This window comes from Vibrio sp. MM46 (assembly GCF_027587135.1).
GTDB classification, from domain to species: domain Bacteria; phylum Pseudomonadota; class Gammaproteobacteria; order Enterobacterales; family Vibrionaceae; genus Vibrio; species Vibrio harveyi.
Genome location: NZ_JAPPTO010000012.1, coordinates 113,726 through 140,298, shown reverse-complemented (window position 1 = coordinate 140,298; position 26,573 = coordinate 113,726). Strand labels below are relative to the sequence as shown.

General features: G+C 45.6%; 25 protein-coding genes. 10 read left to right on the top strand and 15 right to left on the bottom strand.

Annotation, left to right across the window (positions count from 1 at the left end; all coding sequences use genetic code 11):
- Positions 1–33: 33 nt before the first annotated feature.
- A complete protein-coding gene (gene norR, locus OH459_RS15225) occupies positions 34–1,566 on the bottom strand; it encodes a nitric oxide reductase transcriptional regulator NorR (RefSeq protein WP_269987563.1) in 1,533 nt (510 codons plus the stop codon).
- A 190-nt stretch (positions 1,567–1,756) separates the two neighbouring features.
- Here norR and norV point away from each other — a divergent pair, with 190 nt between their 5' ends.
- The 6 genes from norV (at position 1,757) to OH459_RS15195 (ending at position 7,732) form a co-directional block, all read left to right on the top strand.
- Positions 1,757–3,259, top strand: a complete 1,503-nt coding sequence (norV, locus tag OH459_RS15220) for an anaerobic nitric oxide reductase flavorubredoxin (RefSeq protein WP_269987562.1) — start codon at positions 1,757–1,759, stop codon at positions 3,257–3,259.
- A gap of 10 nt (positions 3,260–3,269) precedes the next feature.
- Positions 3,270–4,418, top strand: a complete 1,149-nt coding sequence (norW, locus tag OH459_RS15215; protein ID WP_269987561.1) for an NADH:flavorubredoxin reductase NorW — start codon at positions 3,270–3,272, stop codon at positions 4,416–4,418.
- Positions 4,419–4,460: 42 nt separating this feature from the next.
- Positions 4,461–4,799, top strand: coding sequence for a DUF1971 domain-containing protein (locus OH459_RS15210; protein ID WP_009697167.1), 339 nt, complete (start codon positions 4,461–4,463; stop codon positions 4,797–4,799).
- 330 nt (positions 4,800–5,129) lie between these two features.
- Positions 5,130–5,987: a DUF2608 domain-containing protein gene (locus OH459_RS15205; protein ID WP_009697166.1), complete on the top strand. Its 858-nt coding sequence runs from the start codon at positions 5,130–5,132 to the stop codon at positions 5,985–5,987.
- 426 nt (positions 5,988–6,413) lie between these two features.
- Positions 6,414–6,737, top strand: coding sequence for a DUF3302 domain-containing protein (locus OH459_RS15200; RefSeq protein ID WP_269987559.1), 324 nt, complete (start codon positions 6,414–6,416; stop codon positions 6,735–6,737).
- Positions 6,737–7,732: an HlyD family secretion protein gene (locus OH459_RS15195; RefSeq protein WP_047515197.1), complete on the top strand. Its 996-nt coding sequence runs from the start codon at positions 6,737–6,739 to the stop codon at positions 7,730–7,732. The genes OH459_RS15200 and OH459_RS15195 overlap by 1 nt, the downstream gene beginning before the upstream one ends.
- Positions 7,733–7,797: 65 nt before the next feature.
- Here the strand turns inward: OH459_RS15195 and OH459_RS15190 are convergent, their stop codons facing one another.
- The 4 genes from OH459_RS15190 to OH459_RS15175 form a co-directional block, all read right to left on the bottom strand.
- On the bottom strand, positions 7,798–8,703 hold the full coding sequence (locus tag OH459_RS15190) for a LysR family transcriptional regulator (protein WP_269987557.1): 906 nt from the start codon (positions 8,701–8,703) through the stop codon (positions 7,798–7,800).
- Between the two features lie 144 nt (positions 8,704–8,847).
- The gene (locus OH459_RS15185) at positions 8,848–9,783 is read right to left on the bottom strand and encodes an ADP-ribosylglycohydrolase family protein (RefSeq protein WP_269987555.1); all 936 of its coding nucleotides are present in this window, start codon (positions 9,781–9,783) and stop codon (positions 8,848–8,850) included.
- Positions 9,784–9,984: 201 nt separating this feature from the next.
- Complete coding sequence (gene manA / locus OH459_RS15180) at positions 9,985–11,217, bottom strand: mannose-6-phosphate isomerase, class I (protein WP_269987553.1); 1,233 nt, start codon at positions 11,215–11,217, stop codon at positions 9,985–9,987.
- 77 nt (positions 11,218–11,294) lie between these two features.
- Positions 11,295–13,202 carry a PTS fructose transporter subunit IIABC gene (locus tag OH459_RS15175; protein ID WP_269987551.1) on the bottom strand — a complete coding sequence of 636 codons (1,908 nt, stop codon included), beginning with the start codon at positions 13,200–13,202 and terminating at the stop codon, positions 11,295–11,297.
- Between the two features lie 382 nt (positions 13,203–13,584).
- Here OH459_RS15175 and OH459_RS15170 point away from each other — a divergent pair, with 382 nt between their 5' ends.
- Positions 13,585–14,427 carry a helix-turn-helix transcriptional regulator gene (locus tag OH459_RS15170; RefSeq protein WP_085319247.1) on the top strand — a complete coding sequence of 281 codons (843 nt, stop codon included), beginning with the start codon at positions 13,585–13,587 and terminating at the stop codon, positions 14,425–14,427.
- Positions 14,428–14,444: 17 nt separating this feature from the next.
- On the opposite strand, the gene OH459_RS15165 is transcribed toward OH459_RS15170, so the two are convergent.
- On the bottom strand, positions 14,445–15,221 hold the full coding sequence (locus OH459_RS15165; RefSeq protein ID WP_017188665.1) for a PTS sugar transporter subunit IIA: 777 nt from the start codon (positions 15,219–15,221) through the stop codon (positions 14,445–14,447).
- Positions 15,222–15,233: 12 nt separating this feature from the next.
- Positions 15,234–15,533 carry a PTS fructose transporter subunit IIB gene (locus tag OH459_RS15160; RefSeq protein ID WP_005441202.1) on the bottom strand — a complete coding sequence of 100 codons (300 nt, stop codon included), beginning with the start codon at positions 15,531–15,533 and terminating at the stop codon, positions 15,234–15,236.
- Positions 15,534–15,766: 233 nt separating this feature from the next.
- Here OH459_RS15160 and OH459_RS15155 point away from each other — a divergent pair, with 233 nt between their 5' ends.
- Positions 15,767–17,638 carry a fructose-specific PTS transporter subunit EIIC gene (locus OH459_RS15155; RefSeq protein ID WP_269987529.1) on the top strand — a complete coding sequence of 624 codons (1,872 nt, stop codon included), beginning with the start codon at positions 15,767–15,769 and terminating at the stop codon, positions 17,636–17,638.
- Positions 17,639–17,704: 66 nt separating this feature from the next.
- Here OH459_RS15155 and OH459_RS15150 read toward each other — a convergent pair whose 3' ends face one another.
- Complete coding sequence (locus tag OH459_RS15150; protein WP_050936113.1) at positions 17,705–18,592, bottom strand: LysR family transcriptional regulator; 888 nt, start codon at positions 18,590–18,592, stop codon at positions 17,705–17,707.
- 101 nt (positions 18,593–18,693) lie between these two features.
- On the opposite strand from OH459_RS15150, the gene OH459_RS15145 reads away from it, so the two are divergent.
- Together OH459_RS15145 and OH459_RS15140 are read left to right on the top strand one after the other, a co-directional pair.
- On the top strand, positions 18,694–19,062 hold the full coding sequence (locus OH459_RS15145; RefSeq protein ID WP_050936114.1) for a DoxX family protein: 369 nt from the start codon (positions 18,694–18,696) through the stop codon (positions 19,060–19,062).
- A gap of 116 nt (positions 19,063–19,178) precedes the next feature.
- The gene (locus OH459_RS15140; protein ID WP_269987526.1) at positions 19,179–20,057 is read left to right on the top strand and encodes an NAD(P)-dependent oxidoreductase; all 879 of its coding nucleotides are present in this window, start codon (positions 19,179–19,181) and stop codon (positions 20,055–20,057) included.
- Positions 20,058–20,252: 195 nt separating this feature from the next.
- Here OH459_RS15140 and OH459_RS15135 read toward each other — a convergent pair whose 3' ends face one another.
- The 7 genes from OH459_RS15135 to OH459_RS15105 form a co-directional block, all read right to left on the bottom strand.
- Positions 20,253–21,689, bottom strand: coding sequence for a catalase (locus tag OH459_RS15135; RefSeq protein ID WP_005451376.1), 1,437 nt, complete (start codon positions 21,687–21,689; stop codon positions 20,253–20,255).
- A gap of 300 nt (positions 21,690–21,989) precedes the next feature.
- Positions 21,990–22,607, bottom strand: coding sequence for a glutathione S-transferase family protein (locus tag OH459_RS15130; protein WP_269987523.1), 618 nt, complete (start codon positions 22,605–22,607; stop codon positions 21,990–21,992).
- A gap of 15 nt (positions 22,608–22,622) precedes the next feature.
- Positions 22,623–23,654, bottom strand: coding sequence for an NADP-dependent oxidoreductase (locus OH459_RS15125; protein ID WP_199479970.1), 1,032 nt, complete (start codon positions 23,652–23,654; stop codon positions 22,623–22,625).
- Positions 23,655–23,756: 102 nt separating this feature from the next.
- Complete coding sequence (locus OH459_RS15120; protein ID WP_009697152.1) at positions 23,757–24,344, bottom strand: TetR/AcrR family transcriptional regulator; 588 nt, start codon at positions 24,342–24,344, stop codon at positions 23,757–23,759.
- 50 nt (positions 24,345–24,394) lie between these two features.
- Entirely contained in the window at positions 24,395–24,715 is a 321-nt protein-coding gene (gene yqfB, locus OH459_RS15115; protein ID WP_010645058.1) for a N(4)-acetylcytidine aminohydrolase, read from the bottom strand.
- Between the two features lie 151 nt (positions 24,716–24,866).
- Positions 24,867–25,256 carry a VanZ family protein gene (locus OH459_RS15110; protein ID WP_050908213.1) on the bottom strand — a complete coding sequence of 130 codons (390 nt, stop codon included), beginning with the start codon at positions 25,254–25,256 and terminating at the stop codon, positions 24,867–24,869.
- Between the two features lie 2 nt (positions 25,257–25,258).
- Positions 25,259–26,566, bottom strand: a complete 1,308-nt coding sequence (locus tag OH459_RS15105) for an oligosaccharide flippase family protein (RefSeq protein ID WP_017188673.1) — start codon at positions 26,564–26,566, stop codon at positions 25,259–25,261.
- Between the last annotated feature and the right edge of the window lie 7 nt (positions 26,567–26,573).

The window sequence follows — 26,573 nt, the reverse complement described above, 5'->3', positions numbered from 1 at the left end:
ATTCCACCATCTCACATGCTTTTCACTCAATCCTTATTTTATTCCTAAGCGTTTTGCTAAACGGTGCAAATTGCCGTTATCCAGCTCAAGTTGACGTGCCGTTGCTGCCCAGTTACCTTGGTTCCCTTCCAGTGCTCGAACAATCATCGCTTTTTGGAATGCGTCTGTAGCTGGTTTTAATCCGCCTTCTGGCAGCTCTAAGCGAGAGTTTTGTTTCGTTTCTTCAACGTTCTTGATCTTCTGATTCGGCGTTCGAATATCAAAATCTTGTTCGACTAACTCAATATCCATGGAATGGGTGCGTGCTTTGGCCAAAACTCCAGCCCGTTTGATGACATGTTCGAGTTCTCGAACGTTGCCTGGCCACGAATAATCCTTAAGTGCGTGAACGAGCGTAGGGGACAAGCGAATGCTGTTCAATCCGAGCTTACTTCTCAAGTGTTCAGCAAAGAAGCCCGCCAGCAACACAACATCATCCTCGCGTTCGCGAAGAGGTGGCACATGAAGTGGGAAGACGCTTAGGCGGTGATATAAGTCGGCTCGAAAACGCCCAGCGGTGACTTCTTCATGCAAAATACGGTTGGTGGCGGCGACAATGCGTGTATTGACTCGGATATGACGGTCGTCACCCACTCGTTGGATGTCGCCGTATTGTAGGGCTCGAAGTAACTTGGCTTGTAGCTCTAATGACAGTTCACCGACTTCATCCAAAAACAGTGTGCCGCCATCTGCTTGTTCGAATTTACCCTTACGATTACTGATTGCGCCCGTAAATGCGCCTTTGATGTGCCCAAACAGTTCGCTCTCTGCTACGGACTCCGGCAGTGCCGCACAGTTGAGGTAAACCAAGGTATTGCTGGAACGATTGGAGCGATGGTGAATAGCACTGGCGACCAACTCTTTACCCACGCCAGTCTCACCCATGATCAGTACAGACAACTCGGTATCGGCGACTGCATCTATTTGTTCTTGAAGATTCTTCATCCCCTGAGAGTTGCCAATGATTTCGTTGCTCAAGGTGCGTTTCTCGGCGTAAGAATCACGTGGCAGGCTCGCTTGAGTTTCTAGTTGCTCTAACAGTAGAGCTGTATGTAAGCCACCTGCGGCTAATGCACTAACAAAACGTAATTCTTGGTTACGCAACCCATCAAATTGGTTGGGGTCGAAGGCGTCAATCGTAATAGCACCAATGAGCTGATCGTCGATCAGCAAAGGTAAACCAATGCAGGAATGGACATGTAGTTTGTCATCGTGGTTTGGAATCAAGCCGTCGTAAGGATCAGGTAAGTCGCTGTCAGAGGGAAAGCGCACGATGTCGCCAGCTCGGGCAATGGCTTCTAACCTTGGGTGCTGCTCAATGGAGAAACGGCGTCCCAGCACTTCTTCTGCCAAACCATTGATCGCTAACGGCTTAAAGTGCTGATCTTCATACAAAAGAAGGGCAGAAGAGTCACACTTTAATACCTCTCGAATCGTGGTTAACAACGTATCAAAACGAGCTTGCTGAGTGAGTGCTGAGTTAAGGTCTTGTGTGATGTGTAGCCACTGCGCGATTAAAGAAGTCATAACCAATACCAATTGTGTCAATATGACTATTGTAGTGTCTTAATGACAATTTTCAACTGTGTCTTAATGACAGTTATTATTGTTGATTTTGTTTTAACTTGTTGAAAATAAAGAAATTAAAAAGTTGGCATGCCCGATGCAGTATAAAAGTCAGTTCTTCTTATTTATTTCGTCATTCAAGGTAGTAATTATGACAATTCACGTAAAAAACAACATTCATTGGGTAGGTCAGCGCGATTGGGAAGTTCAGGACTTCCATGGTACAGAATACAAAATGACAAAAGGTACCAGCTACAACAGTTATCTAATTCGTGAAGAGAAAACCGTACTGATTGATACGGTCGATCATCGATTCAGTCAACAATTCATCCAAAATTTAGAGATGGAAATCGACCTTAAGTCTATCGACTTTATCGTGGTAAACCATGCAGAAGAAGATCACTCGGGCGCATTGTCTGCATTGATGGAGAAGATTCCGAACACGCCAATTTACTGTACAGAAGCGGCGATTGACTCCATCGTTGGTCATCACCACCATCCCGAGTGGAACTTCAAAACCGTAAAAACGGGCGACAGTATCGATATCGGTAATGGCAAGCAACTGGTGTTTGTGGAAGCGCCAATGCTGCATTGGCCGGACAGCATGATGACATACCTAACGGGCGATGCGGTGCTATTCAGTAACGACGCATTTGGTCAGCATTACTGCGATGAACGTCTGTTCAATGATGAAGTGGACCAAAATGAATTGATGGAGCAGTGTTTGCGTTACTACTCAAACATCCTAACGCCATTTAGCAGCTTGGTAACCGCTAAAATCAAAGAAGTACTGAGCTTCAACTTGCCTGTCGACATGATCGCAACGTCACACGGTATTGTATGGCGCGATAATCCGGTTCAAATCATCGAGCAATACTTGGCGTGGGCAGACAATTATCAAGAAGATCGCATTACGATTTTCTACGATTCTATGTCAAATAACACCCGAATGATGGCAGATGCCATTGCGCAGGGCATTCACGATGTCGATCCTGGTGTGGCGGTTAAAGTCTTTAATGTCTCTAAGCACGATAAGAATGAAATTCTCGCCAATGTATTCCGCTCAAAAGGCATTTTGGTTGGTTCTTCTACCATGAATAACGTCATGATGCCGAAGATCGCAGGCATGCTAGAAGAAATTACCGGTCTGCGCTTTAAAGCGAAGAAAGCCGCTGCGTTCGGTAGCTACGGTTGGAACGGTGGTGCGGTGGATCGTATCCATGCTCGATTGACTGACGCAGGCTTTGAAACGGCGGTGAGCTTGAAAACCAAATGGCGACCAGATGGTAAAGCGATGCGTGAATGTCGCGAACATGGTCAAAACATCGCGAAATTGTGGGCAAAGCATGACCTGACAAGTCCTGTTATTTCTCCGGCGATTGCTGCGTCTGCACCACAAGTTCAATCACAACCCGCAGCACAAGTAGCAACACAAGCTGTGGTAGATGCTGCTCCTAGTAACCCTAGTACCGAGGCGCATCCTGCAGATTGTCAATGCTTGGTTTGTACGGTTTGCAATTGGGTTTACGACCCAGCTAAAGGTGAGCCTAATCAAGGTGTTGAACCAGGTACGGTTTGGACTGAAGTGCCAGATTACTTCTTGTGCCCAGAATGCCACTTGGGTAAAGACGTTTTTGTCGAATACAACGGGTAAGGGGGCGAATATGCAAGCTCCTATTGTGATTATTGGTAGCGGCTTTGCGGCTTACCAATTGGTGAAAACAGTGCGTCGAATGGACGCACATATTCCGCTGCAAGTGTTTACTGCTGATGATGGCGCGGAATACAACAAGCCTGATTTGAGTCATGTATTTAGCAATAAGCAAACCGCCCAGGACCTAGTGGTTAAGAGTGGAGAAGCGTTTGCACAGGAACACAACATTGAGTTATTTGCCCATACCATGATTGAGCATGTCGATGTGCAAGCTCAGCAAGTGGTAGTCAATGGTCAAGTCTATCCTTACTCCAAATTGGTATTTGCGACAGGTGCGAGAGCCTTTGTGCCACCGATGTCAGGCAATGCGGCATCTGAGGTGATCACGTTAAATTCACTCCAAGAATACCAATTGGCAGAAGAGAAAATTAGCCGTGCGAAACGTGTTTTAGTGATTGGTGGTGGGTTGATCGGCGTCGAGATTGCCATGGATCTCGCGACCAGTGGTAAAGCGGTTACGGTGGTTGAGCCAAATCCCCGTTTGCTCGCTAACCTGATTCCTGAATTCGTCGCATTACCGCTCGAAAACCAACTTAAGCAGCAAGGTATTCAACTTGCTTTGGAGACTGGGGTTGTCGCGATCAATCACTCAGATGATTCGCTGGTAGCAAGCGTGAGCAAAGGTAATGCAATCGAAGCCGATGTAGTGATTTCAGCGGCGGGTTTACGTGCTAACACTTGGTTAGCGAAGGCTTGTGGGGTGTGCGTCAATAAAGGCATCAAGGTGGATGCTCGATTACAGACATCAGCAGCCAATGTATTTGCATTAGGCGATTGCGCCGAGATCCAAGGTCGAATAATGCCGTATCTCCAACCGATCGTGCTAAGTGCCAATGTGTTAGGCAAACAGCTACTGGGGCAAGAAGCAGAGTTGAAACTACCACCTATGATGGTAAAGGTGAAAACGCCGAGCTACCCAATTCAATTAGCGGGCGATTTTAGTTCGGTGAAGAACTGGAGCGTGCAGATTTCTCAAACTGGTATTGCCGCAAAGGCTGAAGATGAAAATAGCCGACTCATGGGCTTCGTCGTGACGGGCGAACAAGTCAGCCAAGCATTTCCATTACTTCGAGAGTTGTCTCAAGCCGGTCAGGCTTAACCGATTTAAACGAAAAGAATTGTAATTAGAGAGGGTATCATTATGTCGCACTTACGAATTCCTAAAGACTGGACTGTTCAACGTTCAACGCCTTTCTTCACTAAAGACAATGTGCCACCAGCGCTACTGACTCATCATAATACCGCTGAGGGTGTGTTTGGGCAGCTGTGTGTCATGGAAGGGCAAGTGACTTACTACGGCTTTGCTGATGAAAATGCCACAGAAGCAGAATTGGTGGTGGTGATTAATGCAGGCCAGTTTGCTACCAGTCCTCCGCAATATTGGCACCGAATTGAGATGAGCGATGATGCTCAGTTCAACATCAATTTTTGGTCGAACAAAGATAAGAGTGGGCAAGCGATGTTCCACGCGAAGAAATAACGCATACAGAAGTGAATACAGCGCTAATTTGTCGGGAAGAAGCGTTTACTATCACACTATGCATTAAGCGTAGGCAAAAGAGCAGAGATTCGTCTCTGCTCTTTTTTGTCTCTTACTTTACGACGATTACAAATGATGTTGAATAATGGTTTGCGTACACAGAACTCCGACGAGAAGAGCGTTAAAACGAAACTGTGCTCTCATTTATGTGATGGATATCAATTATATAGTTGGAATGTAACAAAAAGTTACGATATTTTTGTTATGTTATAACGTAATTAATATTGAAAAGCTCGAGTTATTCAGAAAGAATCAACTTAAGGAAATACTATGACGCTAAAAAAAGTGGCTCTATTTTGCGCACTGGCATTCGCAACTAACGCAATGGCAGATGTGGAGGTCAAAGATACCAACAACTTTAACGATGTTGCGGCTAAAGTAAATCAGCTGAAAGAAGCAGGGAAAAATCCACTGATCGTGGTTGATATCGACAATACTTTGCTGACTTCGACTTCCGATATTGGGGGCGATATTTGGTACCAATGGCAACGCGGTAAATTGGATGTGAAGCCGAAAGATGGCGATAAAGTCGATTGTCTTTTTCAAGACTCTATCGGCATGCTGTACGAGCTAGTACCGATGAAAACCATCGAAAATGGCGTGCCTGCGATGTTGCGTGGCTGGCAAGATGACGGTCTAACGGTGATGGCTCTAACGTCTCGTTCTCCAAATTATCGTTACGCCACAGAGCGTGAAATGATGCGTAATCAATTTGATATGACACGCACTGCGCTTAAAGAGAAAGGTTCAGATGCACTGCCTATCTATATCGATAATCCCAAGCGCCCGCTGAGCTACATCAATGGCATTATGATGACCACAGGTATGAACAAAGGCACCATGCTTGAGTACATTTTAGATAAGACAGATCAAAGCTTTAGTGACGTTGTGTTTGTTGATGACAGTGAGAAGAACGTCGTCAATATGAAGAATGCCTACAAAGATGACAAAGCAGTAGATATGACAATCTTCCACTATACCAAAGTAGAGCATGACCGTATTGCAGCAAATGGAGCAGTACTAACACAGGAACAAGCAAATAAGATGGCGAGTGATTGGAAAGCGTTAAACAAAGTCCTGGACCAGATTGCGCCTGCACGTATGGGTGACACTTGTTTGGGTCAATAACCAGATGAAAAAGTGATTTAGGTTTGTTGCTTGTGCCGGGTTATTAATACCCGTTTAGAGAGATGGAGGGGTCCAATCGATTTTTTCGGATTATTTACTGGTCTTGCAACCTTATCCAAAGCGATATCAATGTTGGTATCGCTTTTTTTCTGCCTGTAGAAAGCTAGATTCGATCCTGTTCTGCTTATTCTGAAATCATTCAGGATTTGAATGGGTATAGAGGTCTAACTTGATGATTTTATAGACAATTAAATATCACTAAACTGTCATTTAAATAGGAATCAATAGTCCTGATGTAAGCCTCATCCTACAATTTCTTCATTGCGACGGAGCGACAAGCTTAAGGAAAGTCATCACTCAGTTACGTTTTAGCATTGTTTAGATCGTCTTAAACGTCTAAAGCGTCTTAAACTAGGAGCTTCCACAATGAATTTAATGTTGGACTACGCCTCTCTGGCGATCTTATTTGTGGTGCTGTTAATTCTGATTTTTGGATTGATAGCTTTACATGATATCCCCTACGAAATTGCAAAAAAGCGCAACCATCCCCATGCCGATGCGATTCATATTGCCGGTTGGGTGAGCTTGTTCTTTCTTCATGTGATTTGGCCGTTTCTTTGGGTATGGGCAGCCATGTACGACGGAGAGAAGCAAAACTGGTTAGGTGCTAAGCCTTCGGTATCTCAACAAGATTATGAGCAACTATTGGTTCGTATCAATCAACTTGAGCAAGCGAGAGGGGGCGAATAATGGAAACTCTTATCATCCTAAGTTACGTAGCGCTGTGCGTTATCGTATTTCGAGTATTTCGTGTACCTAAAACCAAGTGGACACTCACCACGGCATCCGTTATTGGCATGTTCATCGTGGGATGGATTTTTCTCTATATGGCAATGTATCAACCCGTTTCTCGCATGGCGCGTTTGTACAGTGTGACGACACCAATCACTTCTCAGGTAGAAGGTATAGTTACTCAAGTGTATGTGCAAGGAAACCAACAAGTGAAAGCGGGTGACCCTCTCTATCAAATTGACGATACACCGTTCAAAGATAAAGTGAGCCGTATTCAAGGTGATATCAGTCGTACCGAATCAGCGATTGATTTCTATCAGGCGGAGCTGGAGAGATACCAAAAGTTAGGGCGTAAGGGGTATTCTTCTCAAGAGAAAGTGGACGATATTGAGAACCAATTGCTGGAACAAAAGGCAAATAAGAGCAAATATCAATCAGAGTTAGCTGTTGCTGAGTTTAAACTAGGCAAAACCACCGTCACCGCACCAACGGATGGCTATGTCACGCAAGTGGCGCTGCGTCCGGGGATGAAGAGTCGCATTGTGCCGTTTCAAGGAAACCTGACCTTCGTCCACAAAGAAGACAAACAACTGTTTGCTGCATTTAAACAAGCGCCAGCACGATACGTGAAAGTCGGTTATCCGGCGGAAGTGACCTTCAATACCATTCCCGGTCATGCTTACAAGGCGCATGTGACACAAGTGAATGACATTTTTGCTCAAGGCGCGGTATCACCATCAGGCAATATGAAGTACCCAGAACAAATTCCTGCTGGTGGTCGAATCTTAGTGAAAGTGGAACTGGATAATCCAGACTTGGTAAAAGACATGCCATTGCCATCCGGCACAGATGCACATGTTGCGGTGTACTCACCGAAATGGGAAATGTTCAGTATCGTACGTAAAGTGATCCTGAGAATGCAGAGTTGGCAAAACTGGTTATTCGAAGGCTAATAGCAACAAGGGCGAAGCAGCAGGCTTCGCCCTTTTTCTATGGATGTTCTGTGATTATTTGTCTGTTAGTCAATGGATTGAGCGACCGCCTGTTTAATTGCATTCCTCAGCCATTCATGCCCTTTGTCGCTCTTTTGTGATTGGTGCCAAGTCATGTAAATAGGCACCTTATTGGCTTCAAAAGGCAGAGGGAAAGCGTTTAATCCGAGGCTGTTCGCCAAGTTGTCAGAGAACCAACGCGAGGTAACGCATATCCAGTCGGTTTGAGACACTAGCTGCAGCGCTGTCATGGTCGAGCCGGTGGAGTAAGCCACTTGTCTCGGGGGAAGCGTATCTTCGATGATCAAAGAGTCTAAAGCATTGGTATTGAGTCGCTGAGTTCGCCAAGTCACATGAGATTCACGCATGAAGTCGTCGTATGTGAGTGTGTTTTGAATACGAGGATGATCTTGGCTTACCGTCACCATAAGTTCCTGTTCAAACAGCAATTCATTGTGATAACCATGATCCGTCAAAGGCACGGTAGCAAGAATCACGTCTACGCGTCGGCGTCTTAAATCGTCTTGACGGTCTTGTTCGTTTAAGTGTTCCACATCCGCTTCAATAGACACCAATGGCGCATGCTGAGATTTGTATTTCGCCAAGGCTGGTACAAGCATTAAATCGATATCTTTATGGCTAGAGATTCGAAACGTGCGTTGGCTGGTTTCTGGCGTGAATTCTTGACGAGATTTCGAACCGTTGATCAGCAGGCTCAAAGGCTCTTTGATTTCTGCGTGTAGCTCAATCGCAAAATTCGTCGGCACAATACCTCTGCCTTGACGAACAAAGAGGGGATCTTGGTATTGATCTCTTAACTTGTTGAGTGCGTGACTCACGGCGGGCGCAGTGATATTTAACGCGGTAGCGGCATCGTTGACGCTTTTTGACTTCATGACCGCATCAAACGTTTTTAACAAGTTAAGGTCCATAGGCTATCTCTTTGATTTGCTTTATCTTCAATGTAGGTGGATAGCGTAAAGATTTCGAGGATTATTTCTGTCAGGCGAGATTCAAATCATCACCAACGAAAAGACCAGAGTATGGGTTCTGTTCTTTTCGTTGGTTGAAAAGGGTTATAAACACTGCAGTAAACGGCGAGGTAGTGCAGTTTTATCCATCCAGTGATTTGGAATCGACATTGGTGTGTCGTAGTAACTTGCCCCAAGAATGGCGCCGAGCGGAATAGCTCGCCCACTTGAATCGCCGCCACAGTAAATGTTCTCACGCATGGTAGTTTCGTAGCTTTCTGAGTTCATCAACAAATGACAAATCACCACAAACGAAGCGTCTAAACCGCAATGCATCCCAACCGACTCCGCAACGCTGGTGGCGCTTCTGCCGCTCATCGCTTCTGCACGTTGAATATCGTTAGCAATCTTTGGAGAAACCGTCTGAGCTGCCATTACACACGCTTTGGGCGCAGCGCCTTGCAACGCCATCTGAATCATCACTGCGATAGCTTGGGCGTACATAACTGCGGTGTCGTTGTTATTGGTAATCCGCACGGCGGAGTCGACCAGTTTAGCGAGTTTGTCATCATCAGAATGAAAAGCCACCAACGGAGGAAGCTTAGATAGTGCTGGATTTTGCGTGTCGTCAGCCCCACATTGCGTTACGCGTAGCTCTTTGGCTTCTAACTCATGAATGTTGAGCAGTGTTTGCTTTGTCGGTTTGTCTGTATAGCCCTGCCATTTACCGCCAAAATCAAACCATTCTCGAAAGGAGCGAATGTAACGCGCCTCGTCGTAGTGTCCGGTTTGAACCAGAGCATCTAACATGGCAACAAGCTGTGCGCCGTAGTGGGTGAGATCACCGACTTGCTTGCTACCGTGGGCAAAATAACCTTTGTCATGGTATTCAGTTCGGTTAGGTTGATGAAATTCCGGATGCGGAGAACCAAACTGCCTGATGAGTTCTTGATCGTAAAGCCAATGAAATCCGAGAGATGCTGCATCACCGACGAGTGCGCCGATAATGGCATGAAGAGAGCGAGCGTTTCTATGAGTCATCTTGCCACCTTTATCAACAGGGCTACTCAATAAGTCTTACACAGTTTCTTGGTTTTGTAGGGAAATTTTTCTGTTTTGGATCAAGACTATAGTGCTCAATTAACCATTGCTTTACTAGGGTTAAAAAGACTAGGGTTAAAAGCAAAACGCCCCGCGAGTGGCGAGGCGTTGGTTTTAGTGGCGTACTATTAATAATAACGATTAGCTGTAAGCGCGTGCGACACGACCTTCACAATCCAAAGTAACCTGTTTTGCGTAAGCTGGAATGAAAACTGATTGTCCTTTTTCAACCACGCATGTTTCGCCGTTTGCGTGAGTTAGCACAAGTTTGGTATCCAGAGGCATAAGGATCTCAGCGGTTTGAACATCTAGAGTACGCTGGTTAGCTTGCTTAACGATAGCGAATTTGAAATCGTCCACAGGAATTGGGTATTCCAACATGTCGTCGATTTCATTCGGTGCGAGCAATAGGCTGTTGAATGGCTTCTCGTTGAAGCGTGTGCATGCAACGAGCTCTTTCACGTCCATGTATTTTGGTGTCAGACCCGCGCGCAGTACGTTGTCTGAGTTCGCCATGATCTCAAGACCCGTACCTTTCAAGTAAGCGTGTGGCGTTTCTGCATCCAAGAACATGGCATCACCCGGTTGTAGGGTAATGACATTAAGCATCAGTGGTGCAAACAAACCAATATCGCCAGGGTATTGCTTCTCTAGCTCAAGAATAAGGTTGAACAGAGGTAAGTCGGTGATGCGAGCTTGAGCCAATAGCACCGTCAGCGCCATCTCTTTCTGTTCGCCTTCTAGTGATAGTAGACCCGAGAAGAAAGTCGCCAAGCCAGTTGGCGTTTGGTTTGCGATAAGGTCACCCACCAAGCCTTGCAGCTCAGGAATCGCCAACTCAGAGAAGAAGCTGATGATTTCACTTGTTGGGCGGAAGCCATTCATCGCTTGGTATTCGGTTAGCGCGTAAACCAACTCAGGTTTGTGGTTTGGATCTTTGTAGTTACGGTTTGCAGCGGTTAGGGGAATGCCTTGTTTTTCTTCCAGTGCAAAGCCTAGCTCTGCTTGTTGTTTGTTTGGGTGGACCTGAATCGACAGTGCTTTCTCAGCGGCAAGCACTTTAAACAGGTATGGAAGTTCACCAAAACGGTTTGCGACTTCTTCACTCAGAAAGGCATTCATGTCTTGAGCAATCAGTGAAGAGAGTTTGGTCTCCTCACCGTTTACCATCACCAATGAGCAACCGTTTGGATGCGCGCCCATCCATACTTCTGCTTGTGGTTCGCCCGTTGGGTTTTCAATGCCAAACAGTTGGTTAACAGAAGTAGTACTGCCCCAAGCGTAGTTTTGAATCACGTTGTTCATCAGGAAAAACATCGGATGCTTAGCTTGAGTTTGAATCGTTTGTGTATCGGACATCGTTAAATCAGACATAGAGTGTCACCATGAGAGAAAATCATGGCTTGGACGACATTGCCCAAGCCATAGGAGCCATTTGGGGGTAGGGGTGATTAAGCGGCTGCTTGCATCATTTTTGCTTTGCGAACTTTCTTCAGAGTTACACACGTTACTGCGGTAACCACTGCGCCAGCTGCCATACAAATCAGAGCAAGTACTGGGTGGTTCATCGCGCCAAGTAGAGCGACAACTGGACCGCCGTGAGCAACACTGTTAGTAATGCCGAATGAGAACGCCATTACTGCTGCTACCATTGAGCCAAGTACGTTTGCTGGAATCACTGACATTGGATCTTGCGCTGCGAATGGAATCGCACCTTCAGAGATACCAACCAGACCCATAGCGCCTGCTGCTTTGCCCGCTTCGGTTTCTGATTCTTCGAACAGGTCGAACTTGCGACCAAGCGCTGTTGCTAGTGCCATACCTAGAGGTGCCACAGGGATTGCACACGCCATCGCACCCATAAATTGAGTTTGACCACTCGCAATCATGCCTACAGAGAATAGGAACGCGACCTTGTTGAATGGACCACCCATATCGAAGCCAGCCATACCACCAAGTACGATACCTAGTAGAACGACGTTACCTGTACTCATGCTTGTTAGTAGCGCAGTCAGACCGTCCATTAGGCTTGCGATTGGCGCGCCGATAACGAAGATGAAAAGACCAGCGATGAATAGCGAACCTGTGATTGGCGCAATCATGATTGGCACTAAAGGTTGAATGAATTTGTGGTAGTTAATCGACGTAATCCACTTCACGAAGTAACCCACAAGCAGACCTGCGATGATGGCACCGATAAAGCCTGTACCAGCGTCTGCGCCGTAGAAAGAACCGTTGTTTGCAATCCAACCACCGATCAAGCCAGGAGCTAGAGCAGGACGGTCAGCAATCGCGTAAGCAATGTAACCGGCTAGGATTGGGATCATCAGCGTAAAGGCAACCACACCTACGTTTAGGATTTGGTTCCACATGCTGCCTTCAGGAATTGCCATGCCCGCTTCACTTGGCTGACCACCGACTGCAAGAGCAAGTGCAATCAACAGACCACCTGTGACAACGAATGGGATCATGTGTGATACGCCGTTCATCAAGTAGCGGTAAAGGTCCGAGCGAGCCTGAGAGGCTTTGTTTGCAACAGAAGTTTGCGCATTGCTGCTTGCTTCTGCTTGGTATTCTGGAGCGCTTAACGCTTCGTTAATCAGACCTTGAGCATCGCGGATAGGGGCTTTTACGTTGGTTTTAACCACGCGTTTGCCCGCAAAGCGGTTCATGTCGACTTGTTTGTCACATGCCACGATGATTGCGTCTGCACGTTCGATTTCTTCTGTGGTTGGGCTGTTTTTCACACCGATTGAACCGTTCGTTTCAACCTTGATTTCGTAACCCATCGCCGCTGCACCTTTCTCTAGCGCTTCTGCCGCTAGGTAAGTGTGCGCAACGCCCGCAGGACAACCAGTAACACCAATGATGAAGCCTTGGTTTGCTGGTGCGTCTGTCACTGCTTGAGGCTCTTCTTTAGCAAGCAGAAGTTCCAGTGCGTCTTGGCTGTTTGCTGCACCTAAGAACGCATCAATAAAACCATCTTCAATCAGTTTTGAAGACAGCTCTGCAAGAACTTCGATATGGTGGTTATCGCCACCGTCTGGAGAAGCGATCATGAAGAACAGTTTTGAAGGCAAACCGTCTTCTGCGCCGTATTCGATACCTGATTTGCTTACGCCGATCACAACCGCTGGTTCAAGAACTGCTGCACTTTTCGCGTGTGGGATCGCAACGCCATCCTCAAATCCGGTGTTACCTAATTCTTCACGTGCTTTTATATCTGCAAGAAATTGCTCTTGGTCTGAAATACGACCTTGGGCGTGTAGAACTGCAACCAGTTCTTTAAATACGTCTTCTTTTGAAGTCGCTTGAAGATCAAGCTTAATCAAGTCTTCATTTATTAGTTTGGTGATCATTGTCGAACCCCTATAAATATAATTTTTATTTCAGGGGTATTTTGAAATTAACCAAGCGGAGACAGTAGTGAAGAAAAAATGCATTTACTGGACGATTGTAACCGCCCGACTAGAGTGTGATGTAGATCGTCTACTGGATAAACTTACTGCATATCTGTGACATTATGTGGAAGTCGATGAACCATAAGTGAAATGTGTTATTGCTCCCATATATAAGGGTTTGAAAGCTTTGTTGATGATTTACTAGACTGGATAATTAATGCGTTGACTGGATTTTTGTAACCTTAAAATGGAAGTGTGATTTTGCTCAATAGCACAAAAATCCAGTAGGGTGTATATCTATAGGTATAGCATCATGGATGCGTGTTTAAGAGTACGTAAAATGATTTTTCATGATTTAATTTCATCAGTATTAAACGAGCGAGAACCATTCCACAATATATGGTTTGCTGGTGATTTTCATACACCACCTGAATTTAGCTATCAGGTTAACTTCCCTCGATTAGAATTGGTTTTGTCTGGTGAATATATTAATGAAATGGAAAGTCATGATCGCAAAGTGACACATATCGTGGCGAAAACCGGTGATGCGATATTTATTCCGCCTAACTGTTGGAATAAACCTGACTGGGATACAGATTGCTCGGTATTAAGTATTCTCTTTGGTCGCCGTCAATTGGGTTTGAGTCTCGTATCCAAACGTAAAGGGGAAGCGAGCTTTTACGATATCCAAAAGCACAGTATTCAAACTCGTTCTGGATTTGCGATTGATAACATTTTGGAAGCGCTCAGTTCACTGGCTCGTGAATGTAATAAGAAGCCAATGGATGAGTTGTTGCTGCAAGCCTTGTTGCAATACGCTAAGTCGATGTTAGATGCACCTGTTGAGACGCAGGCGCACAGCCGAGTGCAAGATCTGTATCAGGGTATTTGTATCTACATCCAAGAGAACTTCCACCGTCCAATCACGCGTGACAGTATTGCGTCGAGGTTCAGCATCTCTTCTAACCATTTGTCGCGTTTGTTCCGTCAGCAAGGTCATATGACGTTAGCCGATTACATTACGTGGGTTCGAGTAGATCGCGCGAAGTTTATGCTCAAGAAATACAACTTTAAGTTGAATGAGGTATCGGTGCGCTGTGGATTCAAAGATGTGAACTACTTCTGCCGCGTCTTTAAGAACCGAACGGGCAGAACGCCAACGGAATATCGCGGTTCAATTTAAGGATAACATTGTAAAGATTAAGCGAGCAGCCTCGACATGGCGTACATCAGAAGCGCCTGTAAGTCGACGCTGCTTTTTGTTAGCAGCAAACGCTCAGCCATTTGGTCGGTCAGCAGGTTACGAGTTAGGTTGGTTGCTGCGATGATGTGCTCGCGTGTGGGCTTTGCTGGCATTACTAATGCTATGGCAAGATGCACTTCACCCATTTTAGATGCCCAATCCATCGGTATCTCATTGGCGATCACTGCGATAGAAATGTGGTCCACACCTTCGAACATGACGTGGGGCAGGGCAATGCCCGGTGTTACTGCGGTTGAAGATCGTTCTTCGCGTTTGATAAAGGCGAGAATGAGTTCGTCTGGGTGAATAGGATGAATAAGCTGCGCTAGCCCTTTCAAGCACTCAAACTTGGTGAGCTCGGTGTGCGCTTTGGCGTAATGCCATTTAATTTCACAAGGTGGGCAGATTTGCGGAAGACGCTCAGCAAGTTGGCTTGAGAATTCGTAGTTGATGTGAGAACCCACAACGGTGAAGTTCTCAGCAATCATATCTTTGATAACGAAACAGGCAAGCTCGGCGTCAATACCAATAGCCGTGATTTGACACAAGTCGCCTTGCTGCAAGCCAACTTGTAAAACCGCGATTGACTTAGTGAGTTCAGCGACGCGATTTTGGGTTATGTTGATGATGTGTAACGTGCTTTTGAACTTTTTGGCGACGCGATTGAGGGGCTGTGCGACATGAGCACTGGCATTAATATCGTCGACAAAAAAGGTGATTTGGTATTCGTTCATCAGCACAGCGTATCATCGACAGTGTACAAGGAATACTTTATCGACATTGAGTAACACGTCTTCAATCGGGATTTGGACTTTGTTGGTGCCTTCAAAGCGAGCTGGTTGTTCAATCTCAATATCGGACACAATTAAGACACGATCCGCTTGTGCAATATCGTGGGGAGTGAGCTGATTCTCAATACCCATCGCGCCTTGCGTCTCAACCTTAATTTGTACGTTATGCTTAGGCGCAGCTTTCATTAGTGCATCTGCCGCCATATAAGTATGAGCGATGCCTGTAGGGCACGCTGTCACCGCTACGATCTTCATGTTCTATCCACTTTATTTTTTTGTGGATTTTAGCATAGTGACCGTCGGAAGGATGGATTTAAAGCAGATAATCGCAAGAGCTCTATCACAGTTTAAATCTCATGTTACATTAATCCAGTTAATGCACTTTTTGTCCTGTATTGGAAAGGACGAGTGTTGGTTACTCTGTACACAGTCATAGATGGAACAAATAACTCATGACTCTCGAGCGTGAACATTGCAAGGTACAAACAATGGACATATTAAACCTTATTGAACCGGAAACCATTTGCTTGGATTTGCAGGCTCAAACCAAAGATGAAGCGCTCAAAGAGCTCGTCGAATTGTTGGACGCGGCGGGCAAGCTCACTAGCAAAAGTCAGTTCTTGGCGGACATTTGGAAACGAGAAGAGATTGGCAATACCGGCTTTGACGAGGGTATTGCCATTCCTCACGCCAAAAGCAATGCGGTCGCAAAACCCGCAGTTGCAGTAGGCATCAGCCGCAAAGGGATTGATTACGGTGCTGATGACGGCGAACTGTCTGACGTATTTTTCATGCTGGCCTCTCCGGATGGGGATGATCATCACCACATCGAAGTCTTGGCACAAATCTCCACCAAAATCATTGAAGATGGTTTCGTCAATAAGTTAAAAGCGGCGAAATCAGTGGATGAAGCACACGAACTACTCACTGACATTCAGTCGAACGCAAACGACTCAGGTTTAGATCCTCTGGAATTCGCATCCGAACCCCTTAGCCCTTGGGCACAAAAGCTGAGCAGAATGAAAGAGCACTTGCTGTTCGGCACTTCACATATGATCCCGTTTATTGTCGCGGGTGGTGTATTGCTATCTCTCTCTGTGATGATCTCAGGTCATGGTGGGGTTCCGAAAGAAGGCATTCTGGCTGATATCGCCAAAATGGGCATTGCAGGTCTGACACTATTTACCGCGGTATTAGGTGGTTACATTGCCTATTCGATCGTTGATAAGCCCGGTCTTGCTCCGGGAATGATTGGCTCTTGGATTGCGGTTAGTCATTACAACACTGGCTTCTTGGGCGCGATTGTCGTCGGATTTTTCGCCGGCTTTGTGGTTTGGCTACTGAAGAAAATTCAATTGCCGGACAGCATGAGCTCCCTCGGCTCGATTTTTATCTACCCACTGGTTGGTACGTTTGTCACCTGTGGCGCAGTGATGTGGGTGATTGGTTCACCTATCGCCAGCGCAATGACGACTATGAACGATGTGCTCACGGGTATGGCTGGCTCAGGCAAAGTGATGTTGGGCACCGTACTGGGTGCAATGACCGCGTTTGATATGGGCGGTCCTATCAACAAAGTGGCGACTTTGTTTGCTCAGACACAGGTGAATACTCAGCCGTGGTTGATGGGTGGTGTCGGTATCGCGATTTGTACCCCGCCTTTAGGTATGGCGTTAGCAACTTTTCTATCGCCAAGTAAGTTTAAACGTGATGAACGTGAAGCGGGTAAAGCCGCGGGCATCATGGGTATGATTGGCATCAGCGAAGGAGCAATTCCGTTTGCGGCGGGTGACCCAGCTCGCGTACTGCCTGCGATTGTTGCTGGTGGTATCGTCGGTAACGTGATTGGGTTTATGTTCCATGTCATTAACCATGCTCCGTGGGGCGGCTGGATTGTGCTGCCAGTTGTGGACGGCAAGATTGGCTACATAGTTGGCACAATTGCAGGTTCGTTTACCACAGCATTGATTGTTATTGCGCTTAAGAAGACAGTCACAGAAGACGATAGCTCAGTCGGTCAATCTCAAGCTTATACATCTGTGCAAGGCGAGGGCGAAGCAGACATTCTTGCTGTGACGTCTTGTCCATCAGGTGTGGCGCATACCTTCTTAGCTGCGAAGTCACTAGAGAAAGCCGCCTGTGCGTTAGGCATTAAGATCAAGGTCGAAACGCAAGGTGCGAACGGCATCATTAACCGAATCACTGACAAAGATATCGCCAAGGCGAGGTTTGTAATCTTCGCTCACGATGTAGCCATCAAAGAGCCAGAACGATTCAGAAAAATGAAGGTGCTGGATGTCAGTACTAAAGACGCGATGCTCAATGCTGCAGCACTGTTGCAGGCGAAAAGAATCCCTTAAGTATGTAGCCCCCTAACTAAGGCTATCTATCTGCTCGTTAGCTCCATCATTTTTGATGGAGCTTTTTTATCCCTGAGAAAAGTGCTGAACCAAGAAATCAATAAAAGTGCGAATGCGCTGAGGTTGGTACTCACTATCTTTGTAAACCAAGTACATTGGTAGCTTAACTGATTGATATTGCGTTAGTACTTGAATCAGTTCACCGTTGTTAAGCTCTTGTTCTACCATCCATTTTGGCATTGCAGCGATGCCTTGCCCAAGCTTTGCCATTTGCACCAGCATCTCAGGACTGTCACTTCGAACCTGCTCTTTCACTTTGACTTTAATGGTTTCATTTCCATCGCTGAAACGCCACAAGTTAGATGGATTGGAGAGTGAGTAGGTTAAACAAAGATGTTTGCTCAAATCGTTAGCGGTATGAATAGATTTTTGCTTGTCGAGGTAACTGGGAGACGCGAAGTAAACCAGTTCGTTATCCATCAACCAGCGTGCTTTTAAACCCGAGTCTTTTAGGTAGGCGGCACGAATCGCGATATCAACATTGCCTTCAACTAAATCGACAAACTTGTCCGATACTGACACATCGACGCTAAGCTCCGGATGTTGGTTGAGAAACTCATTCAGTGGCGCAGATAACAAGCGAACGCTAAACGCACTCGGTACTGAAAGCTTGAGCTCGCCAGAGACCGACGCTTGTTCTTGTCTAAGCTGCGACTCGAAGGAATCCATTTGTTCTGTGAGTGTCTGCGCCAGCTCGAAATATTGCTTTCCACCAGAAGTTAAGCTGATAGCGCGAGCATGACGATGAAACAAGGTGATGCCGACTTCACTCTCAAGCCAAGCGATCTTCTTGCTCACTGCACTCTGAGTGGTATTGAGTTCGTTAGCCGCGGCAGTAAATGAACCTAACTGAGCGACACGAGAAAAGACTTTCAAACAATCAAATTTATCCATGACGCATTCCTGTTTGGAATGATAAGTAGCTAAATACTACTCTCCTTAAGTTTTAAATGGAATGCTTTAATACTTCCATCATTTGTTCGGGAGTTAAAATCATGGTGTTTATTCAAGGGGTATTAATCGCGTTTTTCTTGTTTGCTAGTTCGATCAAAATCATCGGTTGGGTGAAGCCGATTTTTGAGCCACAGCTCGCTTTCTTCCATAAATACGGGTTGAATCGTGCGGCTATGTTTTTGGTTGGAATGATTGAGGCTACGGGTGCAATTTTGATGTTAATTGGCTTGTTATCGGCGAACAACTTATTAAGTGCGATAGGTGCAAGTTTTATTATTTTCACCTCAGTTGGTGCGATGTTTTTCCATTTTCGTTTTGATACTTGGAAAGATGCGATTCCGTCTATTGTGACGCTTTTATTATCACTTTTGGTGGCTTCACCTTTGATTGAGTTTGTTGCGCTTATTTAAGACGAAATTATTGCAAGTAATGTTCTGAAATCTTTAGTAACATGTTTCAAATATTAACGGTTTCAAATAGTAATAGTTTCAAAACGTCACTTATTTCGAATTCAAGGAGGCTTGCAATGGAAAAACTAAGAGTAGCATTTATTGGTCTGGGTGTGATGGGATACCCAATGGCTGGTTACCTAAGTAAAGCGGGCTTTGAAACCAAAGTATACAACCGCACAAAAGCGAAAGCCGACAAATGGGCTGAAGAATACCAAGGTGTGGCTTGTGAAACACCACGTGAAGCGGCAGAAGGCTGTGACATCGTTTTTACCTGTGTGGGTAATGATGATGACGTTCGTAGCGTTGTTTACGGTGAAGAAGGCATTCTGGTTGGCTTGAAAGCGGATGCCGTGTTAGTGGATCACACGACGACTTCTGCAGACCTAGCGGTTGAGCTGGCTGAAGCGTGTGTTAAATACGGCAATCACTTCATTGATGCGCCTGTTTCTGGCGGTCAAGCGGGTGCAGAAAACGGTGTACTAACCATCATGTGTGGTGGTGAACAAAGCATTTTTGATCGTGTTTCTTCAGCGATGGATGTGTACGCGAAGCAGATGACACTACTGGGTGAAAACGGTCAGGGTCAACGCTGTAAGATGGTAAACCAAATCTGTATTGGTGGCGTTTTACAAGGTCTGAGTGAAGCTTTGCTGCTGGCACAAAAATCAGGCTTGGACATCGCTCAAGTTGTAGATACGTTGAAGCATGGCGCTGCAGGTTCATGGCAGATGGAAAACCGCGCAAATACCATGGCGGAAGATAAGTTCGATTTTGGCTTCGCTATTGATTGGATGCGCAAAGACTTGGGTTTCTGTCTGCAAGAAGCAGAGCGAGTGGGTCTAGAACTTCCACTGACTAAGAAAGTGGATGAGCAATACGCAGACCTTCAACGCGATGGTTTAGGTCGCATGGATACATCAGTACTGATCAAAGCGGTCGCTAAAAATCAGTAGTTGATGAATCAGTAATAGATAAACAGTTCTTTGGTATCAAAGAGCTTAAAGAAATCTAAGTTAATCATAATGAATCTCCTTGAGCATGGTTTGTGGCTAGTGATTAAGGATTAGTGATTTGAAATCAGGAGGTGCTGTTGGGCACCTCCTTTTTTATGTCTTTTAATCACACAGTGTGATGATTACAGCGTTCGCTTACTTGTTTAAGCCTAGCGCAATCTCAAGACCTTTGCCGTACGCTTCGTCCGCTTGGTATGCGTGTTGAACGTGGCGCTGTTGGATGAACTCTGGCACACCGTCCATTGCGCGAGCTGTGTTGTCGAACAGAGTTTGACGTTGCTCTTCGCTCATTAGACGGAATAGGTCACCCGCTTGGCTGAAGTAGTCTTCGTCTACACGGTGATCGTAGTGATCAGCGTTGCCATTGATGCGTAGAGGTGGCTCAGAGTAATCTGGTTGCTCTGCCCATTCTTGTTTGTAGTTTGGCTCGTAACCCAGTGTTGAACCAAAGTTGCCATCAACGCGCATTGCGCCATCGCGGTGGTAGCTGTGAACAGGGCAACGAGGTGCGTTCACAGGGATTTGATGGTGGTTCACACCTAGGCGGTAACGCTGAGCATCGCCGTAAGCGAACAGACGACCTTGTAACATCTTATCTGGAGAGAAGCCGATACCAGGGACTACTGCTGCTGGGTTGAACGCTGACTGCTCAACTTCTGCGTAGAAGTTTTCTGGGTTACGGTTCAGTTCAAACTCACCAACTGGGATCAGTGGGTAGTCTTTTTGAGACCACACTTTTGTTAGGTCGAATGGGTTGAAGTTGACTTCATCCGCTTCTAGCTCAGGCATGATCTGTACGTACATCTTCCATTTAGGGAAGTCTTGACGCTCAATCGCTTCGTAAAGGTCACGGTGATGGCTTTCGCGGTCTTTACCGACGATTGATTCTGCTTCTTGGTCAGTTAGGTTTTTGATGCCTTGCTGAGTTTTGAAATGGAATTTCACCCAGTAACGCTCGTTTTCTGCGTTGATAAAGCTGAATGTGTGGCTACCAAAACCATGCATATGACGGTAAGAAGCTGGGATACCACGGTCGCTCATTACGATAGTCACTTGGTGGAATGCTTCTGGTAGTGATGTCCAGAAATCCCAGTTGTTGGTAGAGCTACGCATGTTAGTGCGAGGGTCGCGTTTTACTGCGTGGTTTAGGTCTGGGAATTTTAGCGGGTCACGTAGGAAGAATACTGGTGTGTTGTTACCAACCAAGTCCCAGTTACCTTCTTCAGTGTAGAATTTTAGTGCGAAACCACGGATATCGCGCTCTGCATCTGCTGCACCGCGCTCACCAGCTACGGTCGTGAAGCGAGCGAATAGTTCTGTTTTTTTACCGATGTCAGAGAAGATTTTCGCGCGAGTGTATTTTGTAATGTCGTGCGTTACAGTGAACGTACCGTAAGCACCAGAGCCTTTTGCGTGCATACGACGCTCTGGGATCACTTCGCGGTCAAAGTGCGCTAATTTTTCAAGGAACCAAACGTCTTGTAATAGTTGAGGGCCACGAGGACCAGCAGTCATAACGTTTTGGTTATGGGCGACAGGGCAACCTGCTGCTGTAGTCAGTTTTTTGCTCATTTGATTTTCCTTGCAATATAGTGATTATTTATCGACTTTTCGGCAACTGCTCGAAAGTTATGCAAGGAGAATAGCGCTGCAACTGAGAATAAAAAAACTGTTATTAGCAATCAGTGTGATAGGTATCACCTATGCTTTAAGTGCTTGTTAAACAATGCCTTTGTGTCAATTAACATTATTTGTCGTATGGATTAAAGGTTGTTCTTGAATATGGCTTATATGAATAATTTCTGTCTATTTCAATTAAATCGGAAATAGACAGAAACTTAGGCTACTCAGCGCAGATTGGCAGTCATTAAGTTAGCCATACTTTACCTCTAGTTCTTCAGCTTTGTGGAATGCTGGATGAGTGGCAAGCTGTGCACCATAACGTTGGATGTTTGGGAAGCGCTCAATGACGCCAAACTTGTTTAGGACATCGACGACAAAAGACATCATGAAATCCGCGCCTGTTAGTCGCTCTTCTACAAAGTAGGTTTTTCCTTTAAGGCTTTGATCAACGTAACCCATGACCTTCATGGTTTCCGCATCGGCGTAGTCCGCAAGGAAATTGGTCTGTGCGCCATCTTTAGCAACAAACATCTTGAGCAGCAGGGGAACCATGGCTGAGCTCTCTGCAAAATGCATCCATTGAATGTATTGCGTGTAAGCTTTGCTGCCACGTTCTGGTGCAAAACGCCCGTCCGCGTACTTCTCAATTAAGTATTCAGTGATGGCACCAGACTCTGTAACGATCTCGTCGCCATCTTCCAATACGGGTGACTTGCCGAGTGGGTGAATGCTCTTGAGCTCAGGTGGAGCAAGAAAGGTGACGCTGTCACGAAGATAAGGTATGACTTCATAATCTACGTCCAGCTCTTCTAGTAACCAAATGATGCGTTTTGAACGAGACTGGTTTAAGTGATGCAGTTTAATCATAGAAGAATCCTTTTCTTATACAGGTTGATTAGTTTTAATAACAAGTTTGCCGAAGTTTTTGCCTTCCAGCAGACCGATGAATGCTTCTGGCGCATTTTCTAGACCTTCCACTAAATGCTCACGGTAGTGGATTTTGCCTTCCGCTAGCCATTGGTTTACATCTTTCACGAAATTTGTGTAGTTTTGCTCATAGTGATCAAAAATGATGAAACCTTGCATTTTGATGCGTTTGACCAGGATGTTGCCCATCAACATCGACATACGATCGGGACCTTCTGGTAACGCTGTCGCGTTGTATTGAGAAATCAAACCACAAAGTGGCACGCGAGCGCCGACATTTAACAGAGGTAACACGGCATCAAAGACTTTACCGCCTACGTTTTCAAAGTAGACATCGATACCTTTGTCGCATGTAGCTGCTAGTTGATCTGCAAAGTCATCTGCGGTGTGATCAAGACAATCATCAAAGCCTAGGGTCTCTTTTGCGTACTGACACTTCTCTGCGCCGCCCGCGACACCAATCACGCGGCAACCTTTTAGCTTACCGATTTGACCAACCATAGAACCAACTGCACCTGTTGCGGCTGCGACAACTAGAGTATCACCAGCTTTAGGCTGACCAATTTCCAATAACCCCACGTAAGCGGTAAAGCCAGGCATACCAAGTACACCAAGGGCATAAGAAGGATGCGTCGGCTCACTGCCTAATTTAAATAGACCTTCGCCGTTAGATAGCGCGTAATCTTGCCAGCCTGTGTAAGCTACCACCCATTCGCCTGCTTGGAAGTCAGAGTTCTTCGATTCCACGACCTGACAAACGGTCCCGCCAACCATCACGTCGTTTAGTTCAACAGGATCTGCGTAGGATTTGCCTTCATTCATTCGACCGCGCATATATGGGTCGAGAGATAGGTATACGCTGCGCAGAAGCACTTCACCTTCACTTGGAGTAGGGATAGCAGTTTGTTCTAAACGGAAGTTCTCCGGGACTGGCGAACCTTTTGGACGGTTAGCCAATACGATTTGACGGTTAAGCGTTTGGGTCATGGTAAGTTCCTATATTAATTATTAGACCAGTCGTCTAGTTTTTATTCCTAAAAAATCCGCCGTACTTTTTGGGTAAAGATAAGGCGGATTAAGTGTGGTTCGTTATTTGCCTTTTAGCATACTTTGAGTGCTCTCAAAGCTGCGTATTAAGCCGGAACGATCCTGATACAGTTTGTTGAGTAAGCTTGCACCAATCCATTGATGATAAATCAAGTGGGCGGTTTGTTCTGCTGATTCAACTTGGATAGAGCCGTCTTCAATGCCCGCTTGGACACAATCTTCGATGGCTTTCACCACTTGAGTGGCACCCGAAGCCAGTCTTACACGCATTGCTTCTGAAAGATCAGAAACTTCCGCGCTCAACTTCACCACCAAGCATTTGTTGGCATTGCATTGACCATTTTCAATCGCCATCCAGCGCTCGAAGTAGCTCAACAGGCGCTCGGAACCAGAGCCTTCACTTTCAGTAAAGTGGGCTGTGATCATTTTAAGGTAGCGAGAGAAGTAATCTTCAATCAATGCCTCACCAAATTGCTCTTTCGACTTGAAGTAGTGGTAGAAAGAGCCTTTCGGCACATCCGCTACCTTTAATAGTTCTGAGAGTCCAACACTGGTAAAACCTTTGGTCACTACCAACTGGTAGCCGACATCAAGAATGTGTTGGCGTGTATCGTTCGTTTTTGCATTCATGACTAATACTATAAAAGCGATTAGACCAGTCGTCTAGTGATTTGTGAATCTTACTTGATCAGTTCGTATTCAATCACATACAGCTCATTGATATTTGGGTAGATCTCACGGATAAGTTCTTTCAGTTTTGGCAGTTCAATCGCTTCTTGTTCTGCGTGGAACTCGTTGATGTCATCAAACTTCAGTGGTGCTACTGACAGGATTTTAATGTCGCATACCTTGCGATCTGTTTCTAAGGTAAACACTTCCACTTCGGTATTGGGCACGTAGTGGCTTTCTGATTCATCACGAATCGTGATTGTCTTTTTACCTGCAGTGATAAGTGGTGTTAGGAATTCAAAGAAGGTGATTTTAGTTGGATGCGAAGACATAACCGATGCTCATATTAATGTAATAGGGCGAGAGTATATCTCGCCCTTTAAGAAAAATATCCAAAAAAGTGCTCACCAAAGACGCCTATGTTGAGTTGCTATTTCGAGGCGTATAGTTTGTCGCTTTAGAGTGTTGAGTGCGCCGAAAATGTTATTGTTTAACAATGAGTTTTATAAGTTTGGCGCAGAAATAACCTAATATAATACCGATCCAATTAGTGCTTAAGTCATCAAAACTGAAGGAGCGAGTTGCGATAAACAATTGGCTGAACTCCTCTAAAGAGACGATAAACAATAGGACGATCAGTAACCGAATACCAAACATGTCCGCGTTTGTTGCTGTCACCCATTTAGGGAAGTTAAACACGGCTAGAAAACCAATCAAAAGGCTAAAGGTAAAATGTAACGTACTTGAGCCGCCGACATAATTCTCTAGATTTTGGTACGTGACATGACTGATATCAGAACTCTTCCAAAGCGATAGAGAAATCGTCAGTAGTAACACTCCGATAAAGCTAATTCGTGCAATCGTATTTGTCATATTTACCCCACTGGAAAAAAGCCAAGATAACGTTTCACGAAGTAGAGTGCGGCTAAGTTTTGGATTGCTAAACCTATCGCCATTGCCCAAGCTGCGCCTAATACGCCGTACCATTGAGAGAGCGTGACCAGTAATGTAATGGAGATGACACCAGATACGATAGTGATGTATTTCATGGTCTTTTCATGTCCACTCATAAGCAATAAAAACCCGACTGAACCTGTTGCTACATTCACTAGTTGTCCTAGCGACAATGCAACGAGTAAGGGCGCAGCTGCAGTAAACTCTTTGCCAAACAGTTGCATAACAAACTCAGGAAAGGCGACGCACACAACCACGGGAATCATTGCTGCGCCAATATTTGCACGGCATGCCAAACGACTAAGGCTTTGCAGTCGATCTAGTTTTCCTTCCTTATAGAGTGAAGCAAACATCGGAGCGACGACGAAGTTAATTGTGACTAACACAAAGCCAATGAGTAATGAGGTGCGTTGTGCTGCTGCAAGTAAGCCAAGATCGGAAGTCGCGAGAAAGAAACCCGCAATGACCAAGCTGCCCCATTGAACCAAATTGGAAAAGATGCTGCCAAACCAAACTTGTTTTGCTGAATAGGTTAGCTCGGTATTTTTCTCCGTTTTCCCATGACTATATTGATCAGACTTAAGCCATTTGATGCTCGATTGGAGAGCGACAGCTCCTGTTGCTATGACGAGTAAAATCATAAGGAGGTCCGCATCAATTGAGTAAGCTCTCTGAGCCACTAATACCAGCGCAACCATAAAGAAGCTCACGCCGAGTTGTAACGCAAATAGCGAGGGGACAACTCGTCTAGAGGCTTGCAATACTCGACTATTTGTCTGTCCAATAACGAGTAATGGGATCGACAACAAAGCAAGTGCCAGTGCAGCGTCGGAAACGCCAGTTGTGTTTACGTGTTTAGGGAAAAAGTTGAATGCCAAGTAGATAAAAGTACACGCTGCTACACTAAACAACAGACTTCGTGCTAGCGCGATACGGTAGTTGTTGCTCTGTTCCTCACTATTGTTATTCGAGAAACCAATAGCGTTGTACTTAACAAGCGAAACATCAAATCCTAACTGAGAAATAATGGCAGTGAAGTAAGCGAGATTAAACAAAAAGAAAAACTGCCCTGATGTCGATGCATCTGTGACTCGGGAAACGATGAGCGTTAAAAGAAACGCAAAACCAGCACTCAGAACACGGGTAACTGCGGTTTGAAAGCCGAGGGAAAACAGACTTTTTTCCTTGTTCTGAGTGGCTGCGCGCTTTTGTTGTAGTTGTTGAAGCATTTGATCC